This is a genomic window from Yersinia sp. 22-579 (assembly GCF_030433455.1).
Lineage (GTDB): Bacteria > Pseudomonadota > Gammaproteobacteria > Enterobacterales > Enterobacteriaceae > Yersinia > Yersinia enterocolitica.
Genome location: NZ_JAUJTZ010000013.1, coordinates 137,184 through 151,014, shown reverse-complemented (window position 1 = coordinate 151,014; position 13,831 = coordinate 137,184). Strand labels below are relative to the sequence as shown.

Here is a 13,831-nt window from a genome sequence, read left to right as displayed (position 1 = left end):
TCAGAAGTGAAACGCCGTAGCGCCGATGGTAGTGTGGGGTCTCCCCATGCGAGAGTAGGACACTGCCAGGCATCAAACACGAGTTATCAGAATGACATCTGGTAACTGACAAAACCGCCATGAGCGGTTTTGCACAGCGAGGGGCGCTGGTCCTGTAAAGGATGGGTATCAGGAAGATACACGTAAAAGAATCGGTGGAGCGGTAGTTCAGTTGGTTAGAATACCTGCCTGTCACGCAGGGGGTCGCGGGTTCGAGCCCCGTCCGTTCCGCCACTTATTTAAATTATGCCTGCTTATTTTAGCAGGCATAATGTTAAGCGTTATTTAGGGGCGTAGCTCAGTTGGTAGAGCACCGGTCTCCAAAACCGGGTGTCGCGAGTTCGAGTCTCTCCGCCCCTGCCATATAAATAACCCTTCGCGAAAGCGAGGGGTTTTTTTATGTCGAAATAACCGTTTAGTTCGATTTTCATACATATTATCTGACTCTTTTTGCGTATTATTCCCCGATTTAGCTAACATCTATTTGAATCTTACATCAGAAATCTCCATTTATCCTGCCAACTCACAAATCGCCATTACTTCACTATCCATTCTTATTAGTCATATTTTTCATTAAAATCCTGCTGCCATATAGAAAGGTAACGTTCCCAATCCATGCCTATTCAGCTGAATTTATGTACAAAATGATTGTTATTCTATGGTGTGACGCTGCTCATTATTACTTTCACAAAATGTACTAAAACTAATTAACATTTTATCTATCAGGAAGCTCACCTTAAAAAACATCATGTATTTTGAGAACAACATTATCTGCAAATTGGCCGAAATTCAGCGCAATCAATGTTCTGAATGATCATATTAACTGTTCTTTAGAATAGTAATGAGTCAGCGGCTCGACGATGGCAAGTGAGGAGATAAATATGTACAGGCGTTTACTGTTAGCAGCTGCTGTGACAGCAGCAATGTGTAGTGCAGTCCAGGCAGCTCCGCTAGTCGTGGGGTTTTCTCAAATAGGTTCCGAGTCCGGTTGGCGCTCTGCGGAGACTAAGGTTTCTAAACAAGAAGCGGAGAAACGCGGAATAACATTAAAAATCGCGGATGCTCAGCAAAAACAAGAAAACCAAATCAAAGCAGTCAGATCATTTATTGCTCAGGGTGTTGATGCCATTTTTATTGCTCCTGTGGTGGCAACCGGTTGGACGCCAGTGTTACAGGAAGCAAAAGAAGCCAAAATCCCCGTATTCCTGCTTGATCGTATGATTGAGGTGAATGACCCCTCTTTATATACAGCGGCAGTGGCTTCGGACAGCGTATATGAAGGTAAGGTTGCAGGTGAATGGTTGTTGAAAGATGTGGCAGGCAAACCCTGTAATGTGGTTGAACTCCAAGGCACTGTCGGTTCCAGTGTGGCCATTAACCGCAAAAAAGGTTTTGCTGATGGAATTGCTTCTGCACCGAACGTGAAAATAATTCGATCTCAATCAGGGGATTTCACACGCAGTAAAGGCAAAGAGGTTATGGAAAGCTTTATCAAAGCAGAGCAAAACGGCAAAAATATCTGCGCCGTTTATGCACATAACGATGATATGGCAATTGGTGCCATTCAAGCCATTAAAGAAGCGGGCTTGAAACCTGGCTCCGAAATCAAAATTGTTTCTATCGATGGTGTTCCAGATATCTTCAAAGCAATGAGCAGTGGTGAAGCGAATGCCACCGTTGAATTAACACCGAATATGGCCGGCCCAGCTTTTGATGCATTAATTGCATTGAAGAAAGATGGCACTCAACCACCTAAGTTTATACAGACCGAATCACGTTTATTACAGCCCGATACGGCTAAACAGGAATATGAATCCAAGAAGAGCCTGGGTTATTGATTTAAAAGGCGGGATTTGTCCCGCCTGCTTTCGTCACCTGTATTTGGGCAATATCTGAGTCGTTTTTGAACATGGGTACATCTGATGGAAACACTGCTAGAAGTCCGTGGCTTGTCAGTTGAATTTCCTGGTGTTAAGGCATTGGATTCTGTTAATTTCTCTTTGCAGCGCGGTGAAGTTGTGGCTTTGCTGGGTGAGAATGGCGCAGGAAAATCGACGTTAATTAAAGCATTAACCGGGGTCTATAAACGGGCCGCCGGCGAAGTCTATTTAGATGGTGTAGCCATTTGTCCTATTGATACAGCAGATGCCCAAAAAATGGGTATTGGTACAGTTTATCAAGAGGTCAATTTACTCCCCAATATCTCTATTGCAGCAAATCTATTTATTGGCCGTGAACCATTGCGTTGGGGATTAATTGATCATCGTGCGATGAATCAACAAGCAACAAAATTACTGAAAGGCTATGGTCTGGAGCTGGATGTTCAGCGGCCTTTGGCTGATTTCTCTATTGCAATACAACAGATTGTCGCGATTGCTCGGGCAGTTGATCTATCCGCTAAGGTATTGATTCTGGATGAGCCGACGGCAAGTTTGGATGCTAAAGAAGTCAGTATGTTATTGGATATTTTGCGACAACTGCGTGATCAGGGTATTGGTATGGTTTTCGTGACTCACTTCCTCGATCAAGTTTATCGGATCAGTGACCGTATTACTGTTTTGCGTAATGGCAAGCTCGTTGGCACAAAAAACACTACAGAACTTCCTCGCATTGAATTGGTTCAGATGATGTTAGGCCATAGCTTTGATGAACAATTATTAAAACGTGGTGAACATAATATTGCGGTAAGCAACCCATTAGTTGAATTCAAAAACTATAGTCGGCGAGGTGTCGTGGAGAACTTCGATTTATCTGTTTCTCCGGGGGAAATTGTCGGTCTGGCCGGGCTATTAGGCTCGGGTCGCACGGAAACTGCACAGTTAATTTTCGGTGTCACCACACCTGATACTGGCGAAGCCAAAATTCAGGGCAAGCCGGTTAAGATTAGAACGCCACGAAAAGCGTCGAAATATGGTTTTGGTTATTGCCCAGAAGATCGTAAAACCGACGGTATTGTGGGGGCCGCGACGGTACGAGAAAACATTATTTTGGCCCTACAGGCCCAACGCGGGTGGTTGAGGCCAATTTCCATCCGTGAACAAACCCAAATTGCAGAGGATTTTATCCAGCAATTAGGTATCCGCACTCCAGGCCCTGAGCAGCAAATTCAATATCTCTCTGGTGGAAACCAGCAAAAAGTATTATTAGCCCGCTGGTTGGCCACAAAACCTCGCTTTCTGATTTTAGATGAACCGACCCGGGGCATTGATGTGGGAGCGCATGCAGAGATTATTCGCTTAATTGAAAAGCTGTGCGATGAGGGGCTGGCGCTATTAATTATCTCTTCCGAATTAGAGGAATTGGCAGGTTACGCCGATCGCGTCATTGTTTTGCGAGATCGTCGCCATATTGCACAACTTGGTCACGATGAGATTTCTGTTCCTGCCATCATGCAGGCGATCGCGGTGCAATAAGGAGTTACCTCATGGGAAACAGGAGCCTATCTATGCCGCAAAGGCCGCGTAAAGTTAAATGGGTCTTGCCGAAAGGTGCCACGCAGTTTGGTGCTCTGATAGTCATTTTATTGATTGATAGTTTGGTAGCTCCACACTTTTTCTCAATTCATATCCAGGATGGACGGCTGTTTGGCAGTGTGATTGATATCTTAAACCGGGGTGCTCCCGTTGCGTTATTGGCACTGGGAATGACGTTAGTGATCGCAACCGGAGGCATCGATTTATCAGTTGGAGCGGTGATGGCCATTGCCGGTGCCACCGCTGCGACACTTACCAGTGCTGGTCACCCTTTCTTCACTGTGTTGGTTGCCGCACTCGCCGTCGGAGCGTTGTGTGGATTATGGAATGGGTTTTTAGTGGCGGTGTTACAGATTCAACCGATTGTTGCCACCTTGATGTTAATGGTTGCAGGGCGAGGTATAGCTCAATTAATCACCGAAGGCCAGATTGTCACATTTGATAGCGGTGGGTTGGCAGAGTTAGGCAGCAGCACCTTGATGTATATGCCAATGTCTGTGGTTATCGCATTTAGTATGCTGATTATTGTGTGGCTATTGACGCGCAAAACGGCGCTGGGGTTGTTTATTGAGTCTGTTGGTATCAACCTGCGTTCAGCACGTAATGCAGGGGTAAGTACCCGTTTGGTGCTGATTTCGGTATATGTCATTTGTGGTGTCTGTGCGGCAGTTGCAGGCATTATCGTGACCGCCGATATCCGTGGTGCAGATGCTAATAATGCCGGTTTATGGTTGGAGTTGGATGCTATTTTGGCGGTGGTTATTGGCGGTGCATCCTTGATGGGCGGGCGTTTTAACCTTTTGCTTTCTGTGATTGGCGCTTTGATTATTCAGGGTATGAATACTGGAATTTTGCTTTCTGGCTACCAACCGGAATTCAATCTGGTTCTTAAAGCCATTGTGGTGTTAGCCGTATTGGTGGTGCAGTCACCGATGATCTCATTGAGCCATATCTTCCGGAGGCGAAAATAATGTTAAAGCGTAATATTCCTTTGCTGATTACTATCGCCGTTTTTATTCTGGGATATGCCTTTTGTCTCAGTCAATTTCCCAGTTTTTCTTCCACTCGCGTTTGGTGTGACTTACTGACTGATAATGCTTTTTTAGGCATTGTTGCTGTGGGCATGACCTTTGTTATTTTATCCGGCGGCATTGATTTATCTGTCGGTTCAGTTATTGCATTTACTGGCGTGCTGTTGGCAAAACTAATCGGCACTTATGGCATTCACCCAATGTATGCTTTCGCCATTGTTTTAGTGATGGGGGCGATGTTTGGCGCGTTCATGGGTTGGATTATTGATTCCCTGAAACTCCCCGCATTTATCATCACTCTTGCTGGGATGTTTTTTGTCCGAGGCATGAGTTTTATTGTGTCTGAAGAGTCAATTCCCATTGATCACCCGATTTATAGCACGCTGGCAAATTATGCCTGGAAAGTTCCCGGCGGTGGACGATTTACACTGCTTGCCTTGATTATGCTATTGGTTGTGGCGTTTGGTATTTTGCTGGCCCATCGTACCCGCTTTGGTCATAACGTTTACGCCATTGGAGGTAACAGTGTTTCAGCGGCTCTGATGGGGGTTCCGGTCAGACAAACGACGATAAAAATATACATGCTATCGAGCACTCTGGCTGCTCTGTCAGGGATTGTGTTCTCCCTCTACACCTCCGCAGGTTATGCATTGGCGGCCAGTGGTGTTGAGTTGGATGCTATTGCTGCTGTCGTGATTGGTGGCACACTGCTCACCGGCGGCATTGGTACGGTTTTCGGCACTTTGTTCGGTGTCCTGATTCAAGGTCTGATACAGAGTTACATCACTTTTGATGGTACGCTCAGTTCATGGTGGACCAAGATTGTCATCGGAATTCTGTTATTTAGCTTTATTGCAATTCAGAAGGCGATGAGTGCTTTTTATTTGAATCGTCGTGCTCGCCCTCAGTCGCCCCCGCTTAATCCCGTATAGCGCTTTGTGCTGCGTTATTCATAGGTGTTTTTAATAACTGTCGAATTAATGTTTGCTGGTCACTGTTTTGCAACCAAACGGCATACAGTGGCCGCACGATAGGCGGTATATCAGCATTGACGACCAATTCGGGATATTCCTTTTGCCAATGTTCTGGCAGGAAAGCACAACCACCGGTGGTGTCCAACAGCTGCCGGGTTAAATGGGCTGACGTCGTGGTCAGCACCGGCATCTGCTCGCTATTGAGTAAACGGCTTTCTTGCTGATGAAAATCCGCCCCCCATTCAAGTTTGATATAGGGTGCTTCATTTGCATTTTTATGCTCAGTTTCATCATCAGTTTTTTCCGGTAATTCAAAGGAAACTGAGGAGAACAAACGCAATGAAAAATGCCCTAACAGTAGGCTGGCCAACTCATCCATTTTAGGGGGTTCGGTCGTTATCAATAAATCCAGTTGCCGTTCGTGCAACTGTTTCACCAATGATTGGCGCAGTGCAATACGTGCTTCAAGGCGTAATGCTTCCCGTTGCTTATAGAGTTGTTGCAACCACGGGGTGAGGTAAGCCTCCCAAAGTGACGCGGTTGCACCAATAGATAATTCAGTGTGTTGCAGCGAGTGTGCCACCTCTTTTTTGGCCAACTGCCAGGTACTCATCAGTGTTTCGGCATAAGGCAGTAGTCGCTCGCCTGCCGGGGTCAGACGAATATTATTGCGATGGCGAGTGAATAAATTTGCACCTAATTGATTTTCCAACTGACGGATACGAAAACTCACCGCCGACTGCGTTAAGTACAAAGATTCAGCTGCGCGACCAAAGTGACGAGTTCTACTGACCTCCAAAAAGGTTTTCAGTAATTCGGTATCCACACCCATCTCCAATTTTTTTTGTCGTTAAGATTTAAATGTTTTGTTTTACACGATGTCAAGCCTATCTAATACTCCGCGCCATAAACAGCACGACCATGAGAGAATTAGGAGCGTGTCAGATGGCGGATAGCTTCATCACGACCAATCGTTTTTTTGATAATAAACATTATCCTCGCGGGTTCTCGCGTCACGGCGATTTCACCATTAAAGAGGCGCAATTACTAGAGCGCCACGGTTATGCTTTTAACGAACTTGATCTCGGGAAACGCGAGCCTGTAACGGAAGAAGAACAGCTGTTTGTTGCTGTTTGCCGCGGCGAGCGTGAGCCGGTCAGCGCCGAAGAAAAAGTCTGGTCCAAATATGTGACCCGAACTCGTCGTCCTAAACGTTTCCATACACTGTCTGGCGGCAAGCCACAGATGGACGCAGTGGAAGATTACACCGATAGCGACGACTAGTACCCTGTTCTTCGAGCCGCAGGGAGCTGGAATCACTGGCTTGCGGCTTCAATGATATTGGGTATAAGCATCGTGGTAAAAAAGGGGACTTTGGTTCCCTTTTTTACATTAGGCTTTTGTGCAACTGCGAAAGCAACCGGTCCATACAACGATAGCTCAGCGCTTCTGAAAGATGATTTTTTTGAATATTATCTTCCAGTGCCAGATCTGCAATGGTCCGTGCCACTTTCAAAATATGGTGCCAGGTACGCACTGATAGCCCTAGTTTCAGTAGAACTTGTTCGAGAAAAGCCGCATCCTCTGGTACTAAATAGCAATATTCAGCTATCTCTTGGCTATTAAGCTGCTTGTTTGTCTTCCCCGCCCTATCTAATTGTTTTTTCCTGGCTTGTAACACTCGTTGCCTGACAGTTTTGCTATTTTCTCCCTGATGTTTTTGTGTTCCCAGCATCCCTGCGGGGAGTAATGGCACTTCTATCGATAAGTCGAATCGGTCCAAAAACGGGCCAGACAACTTTGCCAGATAGCGCAACACTTGCTGTGGTGGTGCCCGGTTATGGATGCCTTGATAATGGCCGCTGGGGCTAGGGTTCATTGCGGCAATCAACTGCACTTTGGCAGGGAAACAGACTTTAGCGGCCGCTCGGGAAATGATAATTTCCCCCGATTCCAATGGTTCACGCAATGAATCCAGTACCCGACGCTCAAACTCTGGCAGTTCGTCCAGAAAAAGAACGCCATTGTGTGCCAGTGATATTTCACCGGGGCGAGGAATGGAACCTCCGCCAATGAGAGCGGCCATTGATGCACTGTGATGTGGTGCGCGAAAAGCCCGACAGCGCCATTGGGCAGGTAATTCATTACTGTGTGACAAGCCATTAATGGCCGCAGCCTCAAGTGCTTCTTGATCGGTCAATGGTGGTAGTAAGCCGGTTAACCGATTTGCCAGCATGGTTTTCCCCGTACCCGGTGGCCCAAGTAGCAGCAAGTTATGTCCACCAGCGGCGGCTATCTCTAACGCCCGTTTGGCTTGTGATTGGCCGATGATATCTTGTAGGTCGAGGCTGTTGTCCCAATCTTGAGCTACTTCAAGGCGTTGGCCTTGCGCGAGTGTATTTTCGCCTTGTAAAAAACTGCACACTGCCAACAAATGATCGGCAACCCTGCTGTTGCCTTGTGTAATTAACCCAATCTCAAGACTGTTCTCTGATGGCAAGATTAACTGTCGCTGGGCCTGACTGCTGGCGAGTGCGGCCGGAATTGCGCCGCTAACGCGCCTTAGCGCCCCTGACAAGGCAAGTTCACCCAAGAACTCATAGTGCGCTAATTTATCCGCAGGAATCTGTTCTGACGCGGCCAATATCGCTAAAGCGATAGGGAGATCGTAACGTCCCCCTTCTTTGGGTAAATCTGCCGGAGCCAGGCTGACGGTGATCCGTTTGGCTGGAAAGGTGAAGCCGCTGTTGATTAATGCGCTGCGGACTCTGTCTCGGGCCTCTTTTACTGTAGTTTCCGGTAATCCAACCAAAATTAATCCTGGTAGCCCATTGCTGATATGAACTTCAACTGTGACTGAAGGGGCCTGAATACCTAATGTGGCGCGGGTATAAATCGTTGCCAATGACATAGTGCTTTCCTTCGCCGTAATGCGTGCCTGGTGTTGGGCGGTCGCGATAGAGTGCCCGAGGATTTTTTTCAATGCCGGAGAAAAGTATTGATTTGCGAAAGTGCACGCGAGGTTTCATTGCAACGGAAGTATCAAAATCAAAAATTGCGGTGCAGCGCGCAGAAAAAAGACCAAAGTGTCGATGTGGGTTTTACTGATTGATAAATAATATATTTGTTGTGTTTTGCATTCGCGATCACAAAATAATAATTTAAATAAATATTGTCAGGTAACCAATAACTGTGATAACTCTGTAGGTATTCGTTCGACACTAGACAGATGAACAACCTAATTATGAAAGCGATTTTCCAAGTGATTAACCTAGTCCTAATTAGCGTGGTGGTGATTATTATCCCACCGTGCGGGGCTGCACTTGGACGAAGAAAGGCATAAAAATCAAGCCTTAATCTCAAGAGAACCCCCGCACCGAAAGGTCCGGGGGTTTTTTTATTGGTCGGTTAAAAGACGCGAGGAACATAAAATGCACAACAGAATAAAATCCTGTGCCTCCCGCAAAAGGTCGGGGAAATAACTATGAATGGTGCTCAGTGGGTGGTTCAAGCGTTGCGTGCGCAGGGTGTTGATACGGTATTCGGCTATCCGGGTGGGGCGATTATGCCCGTCTATGATGCTTTGTATGATGGTGGTGTCGAGCATCTGCTCTGCCGCCATGAGCAGGGCGCTGCCATTGCCGCAATTGGTTATGCGCGTGCAACCGGTAAAGTCGGGGTGTGTATCGCCACTTCCGGCCCCGGAGCCACTAATCTGATCACCGGTTTGGCTGATGCTTTGCTTGACTCAGTACCGGTTATCGCCATCACCGGTCAGGTTGGGTCTGCGTTAATCGGCACCGATGCTTTTCAGGAAATTGATGTCTTGGGCCTCTCTCTGGCCTGTACCAAACACAGTTTTCTGGTCGAATCATTAGATGCGCTGCCGGCCATCATGGCTGAAGCCTTTGCTATCGCTACCAGCGGTCGCCCAGGGCCTGTGTTAATCGATATTCCAAAAGATATTCAATTGGCTGTCGGGGAATTGACCCCGCATTTGATGCCAGTCGAAGAACACCTGATTGATTCCGCCGCTGAATTACAACAAGCTTTGGACATGCTGGCGACGGCTAAAAAACCAATGCTGTATGTCGGCGGTGGAGTGGGTATGGCGCAGGCAGTTCCGGCTTTACGCGAATTTATCGACGTGACCGGTATTCCTGCGGTGGCTACCCTGAAAGGTTTGGGCGCTCCGGATACCGAGCACCCGTGTTATCTGGGAATGTTGGGAATGCACGGCACTAAAGCGGCAAACTTTGCGGTGCAGGATTGTGATTTATTGATAGCCATAGGCGCGCGTTTTGATGATCGCGTCACTGGCAAGCTGAATACATTCGCTGCAAAAGCCAAAGTTATTCATATGGATATCGATCCGGCTGAACTGGGTAAATTGCGTCAGGTGCATGTTGCGTTGCAAGGGGATTTGAAAGTGTTGCTGCCTGCTTTGCAACAACCGCTGAATATTCAGTCGTGGCGAGATGAGGTTATGGCCTTAAAACAACAGCATAGCTGGCGTTATGACCACCCCGGTCAGGCGATTTATGCCCCGTTATTGCTTAAGCAGATTTCTGATCGCAAAGCGCCACAGACGGTAGTCACCACCGACGTGGGGCAGCACCAGATGTGGACGGCGCAGCATATGAACTTTACCCGCCCTGAGAATTTCATCACCTCGAGTGGTTTGGGCACCATGGGCTTTGGCGTACCCGCTGCTGTTGGCGCACAAATGGCCCGCCCAGATGATATGGTTATCTGTGTCTCTGGTGACGGCTCGTTTATGATGAATGTTCAGGAGTTGGGCACGATAAAACGAAAACAGTTGCCGCTGAAAATCGTGCTGTTGGATAACCAGCGATTGGGTATGGTTCGACAGTGGCAGCAACTGTTTTTTGATGGACGTTATAGCGAAACCAATCTTTCTGATAACCCCGATTTCATCACACTGGCCAGTGCCTTCAATATCCCCGGCCAACGTATCACCCGTAAAGACCAAGTCGACGCCGCTCTGGATGCGCTGTTTAACAGCGAAGGCCCTTATCTGCTCCAGGTTTCCATCGACGAACTCGAAAACGTTTGGCCGTTAGTGCCGCCAGGCGCAGGTAATGAAACCATGCTGGAGAAAGTCTCATGATACAACATCAAATCTCTATCCAAGCCCGCTTCCGCCCTGAGATGTTAGAGCGTGTATTGCGGGTTGTGCGGCACCGCGGCTTTCAGGTTTGTGCTATGAATATGTCACCAATGATTAATGCTGAGAATATTAATATTGAATTGACCGTTGCCAGCGGGCGACCTGTCGATTTACTGTCTTCACAGCTGAGTAAGCTTATGGATGTCGCCTGCGTCGAGATCCTACAACCTAATACATTACAGATACGCGCCTGATGCGCCACAAGGAAAGAAAAGAATGACGAAGAAAGCTGATTTTATTTGGTTTAACGGTGAAATGGTTCCGTGGGCAGAGGCGAAAGTTCATGTGATGTCTCACGCGTTACACTACGGCACGTCAGTCTTCGAAGGTGTCCGTTGCTACAACTCCCACAAAGGGCCGGTTGTTTTCCGTCACCGCGAACACATGCAGCGCCTGCATGACTCAGCCAAAATTTACCGCATGCCAGTTTCTCAGTCTGTTGACGAGCTGATGGAAGCTTGCCGCGCAACGCTGCGCAAAAACAATCTGACCAGTGCCTATATTCGCCCGCTAGTGTTTATCGGTGATGTCGGCATGGGTGTGAACCCGCCTGATGGCTATAAAACTGACGTGATTATTGCTGCTTTCCCGTGGGGGGCTTATCTGGGTGCCGAAGCGCTGGAGCAGGGTATTGATGCGATGGTTTCTTCATGGAACCGTGTGGCACCAAACACCATTCCAACTGCGGCTAAAGCCGGTGGTAATTACCTCTCTTCCTTGCTGGTGGGCAGTGAAGCGCGTCGTCACGGTTATCAGGAAGGGATTGCACTGGATATCCATGGTTTCCTGTCTGAAGGGGCGGGTGAGAACCTGTTCGAAGTGAAAGATGGCATTCTGTTTACGCCACCATTTACCTCTTCTGCTTTGCCGGGCATTACCCGTGATGCAATTATCAAACTGGCGAAAGATATGGGGTTAGAAGTGCGTGAGCAAGTGCTGTCGCGTGAATCTCTCTATCTGGCGGATGAAGTATTTATGTCGGGTACTGCGGCAGAAATCACTCCAGTGCGTAGCGTGGATGGTATTCAGGTGGGTATTGGTAAACGTGGCCCGATCACGGCCAAAATTCAACAAGCATTCTTTGGTCTGTTCACCGGCGAAACCGAGGACAAATGGGGCTGGTTGGACCCGATCAATCAATAATAAATAACAACTGACAGACAGGATCAGCAGGTGGTTCGTTCGCCACCTGCAACAGGTTATATCTGCAACAACAAATTGATCTGCAAAAACAAATTGATTTGCAATACAAAAATCTGGAGTGAAGAGACAATGCCTAAGTACCGTTCCCATACCACCACTCATGGCCGCAATATGGCTGGCGCCCGCGCATTGTGGCGCGCAACCGGTATGACCGATGATGACTTCGGCAAACCGATTATTGCAGTAGTTAACTCATTTACCCAGTTTGTACCGGGCCACGTTCATTTGCGCGACTTAGGAAAGCTGGTAGCGGAGCAAATTGAAGCGTCTGGCGGTGTGGCTAAAGAGTTCAACACTATTGCGGTGGATGATGGGATCGCGATGGGCCACGGCGGTATGCTCTATTCACTGCCTTCACGTGAATTGATTGCCGACTCCGTTGAATACATGGTTAACGCCCACTGTGCGGATGCCATGGTATGTATCTCTAACTGCGACAAAATTACCCCAGGGATGCTGATGGCGTCTCTACGCCTGAATATTCCGGTGATCTTTGTTTCCGGCGGCCCGATGGAAGCCGGTAAAACCAAATTATCCGATAAAATTATCAAGCTGGATCTGGTCGATGCCATGATTCAGGGCGCAAACCCGAATGTCAGCGATGCCGACAGCGAGCAGATTGAGCGCTCCGCTTGCCCAACCTGTGGTTCCTGTTCCGGGATGTTTACCGCCAACTCGATGAACTGCCTGAATGAGGCGCTGGGACTAGCGTTGCCGGGTAATGGTTCTTTGCTGGCAACCCATGCTGATCGTAAGCAACTGTTCCTCGATGCGGGCAAACACATTGTTGAACTGACTAAACGCTATTACGAACAAGATGATATCAGCGCCTTGCCGCGTAGCATTGCCAACAAAGCGGCATTTGAAAATGCCATGACGTTGGATATCGCCATGGGCGGTTCCACCAATACCGTGTTGCATTTACTGGCGGCAGCGCAGGAAGGGGATATTGATTTCGATATCAGCGATATCGATCGTCTGTCCCGTAAAGTGCCGCATTTGTGCAAAGTGGCACCAAGTACGCAGAAATACCATATGGAAGATGTGCACCGTGCTGGTGGTGTGGTGGGGATTCTGGGTGAGTTGGACCGCGCTGGCTTGTTGAATCGCGAAGTGAAAAACGTGTTGGGTCTGAACCTGCCACAAACGCTGGCAGCCTATGATGTGATGCTGACCAAAGATGAAGGGGTCAAGCAGATGTACTCCGCAGGCCCAGCTGGCATCCGTACCACGAAAGCCTTCTCACAGGATTGCCGCTTCCCCTCATTGGATACCGACCGCCAAGAGGGTTGTATCCGCACTCGCGAACATGCTTACAGCCAAGACGGTGGTTTGGCGGTGTTGTATGGCAATCTTTCAGAGAATGGTTCAATCGTCAAAACCGCAGGTGTGGATAAAGACAGCTTAACCTTCCGTGGTCCAGCCAAAGTCTATGAGAGTCAGGATGATGCTGTTGCCGCTATTTTGGGTGGCAAAGTGGTTGCGGGTGATGTGGTTGTTATCCGCTACGAGGGGCCGAAAGGTGGGCCAGGGATGCAGGAAATGCTGTATCCAACCACTTATCTGAAATCGATGGGATTAGGCAAAAGCTGTGCGTTGTTAACCGATGGCCGTTTCTCGGGCGGGACTTCAGGTTTATCCATCGGTCATGCTTCGCCAGAAGCCGCCAGTGGTGGGTTGATTGCTTTGGTGCAAGACGGCGACATCATTGATATTGATATTCCAAACCGCGCTATGAAGCTGGACGTCAGTGATGCTGAATTGGCTGCACGCCGTGAAGCAGAATTAGCGCGCGGTGATGCGGCATGGACACCGAAAGCACGCGAACGCCAGGTTTCTTATGCGCTACGTGCTTATGCCTTACTGGCAACCAGTGCTGATAAAGGTGCTGTGCGCGACAAAAGTAAGCTGGGAGGCTAA

General features: G+C 48.2%; 12 protein-coding genes and 2 tRNA genes. 12 read left to right on the top strand and 2 right to left on the bottom strand.

The window, feature by feature from the left end:
- The first annotated feature begins 196 nt into the window (after positions 1-196).
- The 6 genes from QSV56_RS16445 (at position 197) to yjfF (ending at position 5,475) form a co-directional block, all read left to right on the top strand.
- A tRNA-Asp gene (locus QSV56_RS16445) sits at positions 197-273 on the top strand.
- Positions 274-326: 53 nt separating this feature from the next.
- Positions 327-402: transfer RNA gene (locus tag QSV56_RS16440), tRNA-Trp, on the top strand.
- Between the two features lie 518 nt (positions 403-920).
- The gene (gene ytfQ, locus QSV56_RS16435; RefSeq protein WP_005162730.1) at positions 921-1,877 is read left to right on the top strand and encodes a galactofuranose ABC transporter, galactofuranose-binding protein YtfQ; all 957 of its coding nucleotides are present in this window, start codon (positions 921-923) and stop codon (positions 1,875-1,877) included.
- 84 nt (positions 1,878-1,961) lie between these two features.
- Positions 1,962-3,452: a galactofuranose ABC transporter, ATP-binding protein YtfR gene (ytfR, locus tag QSV56_RS16430; protein WP_050132256.1), complete on the top strand. Its 1,491-nt coding sequence runs from the start codon at positions 1,962-1,964 to the stop codon at positions 3,450-3,452.
- Between the two features lie 11 nt (positions 3,453-3,463).
- On the top strand, positions 3,464-4,483 hold the full coding sequence (ytfT, locus tag QSV56_RS16425; protein ID WP_005162726.1) for a galactofuranose ABC transporter, ATP-binding protein YtfT: 1,020 nt from the start codon (positions 3,464-3,466) through the stop codon (positions 4,481-4,483).
- Positions 4,483-5,475 carry a galactofuranose ABC transporter, permease protein YjfF gene (yjfF, locus tag QSV56_RS16420; RefSeq protein WP_005176099.1) on the top strand — a complete coding sequence of 331 codons (993 nt, stop codon included), beginning with the start codon at positions 4,483-4,485 and terminating at the stop codon, positions 5,473-5,475. Before ytfT ends, yjfF begins: the two co-directional genes overlap by 1 nt.
- Here the strand turns inward: yjfF and hdfR are convergent.
- The gene (gene hdfR, locus QSV56_RS16415) at positions 5,462-6,343 is read right to left on the bottom strand and encodes an HTH-type transcriptional regulator HdfR (RefSeq protein ID WP_019084369.1); all 882 of its coding nucleotides are present in this window, start codon (positions 6,341-6,343) and stop codon (positions 5,462-5,464) included. The two genes, yjfF and hdfR, sit on opposite strands and share 14 nt — an antisense overlap.
- A gap of 119 nt (positions 6,344-6,462) precedes the next feature.
- Here hdfR and QSV56_RS16410 point away from each other — a divergent pair, with 119 nt between their 5' ends.
- The gene (locus QSV56_RS16410; RefSeq protein WP_005162718.1) at positions 6,463-6,801 is read left to right on the top strand and encodes a DUF413 domain-containing protein; all 339 of its coding nucleotides are present in this window, start codon (positions 6,463-6,465) and stop codon (positions 6,799-6,801) included.
- 103 nt (positions 6,802-6,904) lie between these two features.
- On the opposite strand, the gene QSV56_RS16405 is transcribed toward QSV56_RS16410, so the two are convergent.
- Positions 6,905-8,428: a YifB family Mg chelatase-like AAA ATPase gene (locus QSV56_RS16405; RefSeq protein ID WP_301212981.1), complete on the bottom strand. Its 1,524-nt coding sequence runs from the start codon at positions 8,426-8,428 to the stop codon at positions 6,905-6,907.
- Between the two features lie 333 nt (positions 8,429-8,761).
- On the opposite strand from QSV56_RS16405, the gene ilvL reads away from it, so the two are divergent.
- The 5 genes from ilvL to ilvD all read left to right on the top strand — a co-directional run bounded on the left by ilvL (position 8,762) and on the right by ilvD (position 13,831).
- Positions 8,762-8,860 carry an ilv operon leader peptide gene (gene ilvL, locus QSV56_RS16400; RefSeq protein WP_071530659.1) on the top strand — a complete coding sequence of 33 codons (99 nt, stop codon included), beginning with the start codon at positions 8,762-8,764 and terminating at the stop codon, positions 8,858-8,860.
- 141 nt (positions 8,861-9,001) lie between these two features.
- Entirely contained in the window at positions 9,002-10,648 is a 1,647-nt protein-coding gene (ilvG, locus tag QSV56_RS16395) for an acetolactate synthase 2 catalytic subunit (RefSeq protein ID WP_019080235.1), read from the top strand.
- Positions 10,645-10,902 carry an acetolactate synthase 2 small subunit gene (gene ilvM / locus QSV56_RS16390; protein WP_005176090.1) on the top strand — a complete coding sequence of 86 codons (258 nt, stop codon included), beginning with the start codon at positions 10,645-10,647 and terminating at the stop codon, positions 10,900-10,902. The genes ilvG and ilvM overlap by 4 nt, the downstream gene beginning before the upstream one ends.
- A 22-nt stretch (positions 10,903-10,924) precedes the next feature.
- Entirely contained in the window at positions 10,925-11,851 is a 927-nt protein-coding gene (locus QSV56_RS16385; protein WP_005162708.1) for a branched-chain amino acid transaminase, read from the top strand.
- Positions 11,852-11,980: 129 nt separating this feature from the next.
- Positions 11,981-13,831 (top strand): dihydroxy-acid dehydratase, encoded by a 1,851-nt coding sequence (gene ilvD, locus QSV56_RS16380; protein ID WP_026017926.1) that lies wholly within the window; start codon positions 11,981-11,983, stop codon positions 13,829-13,831.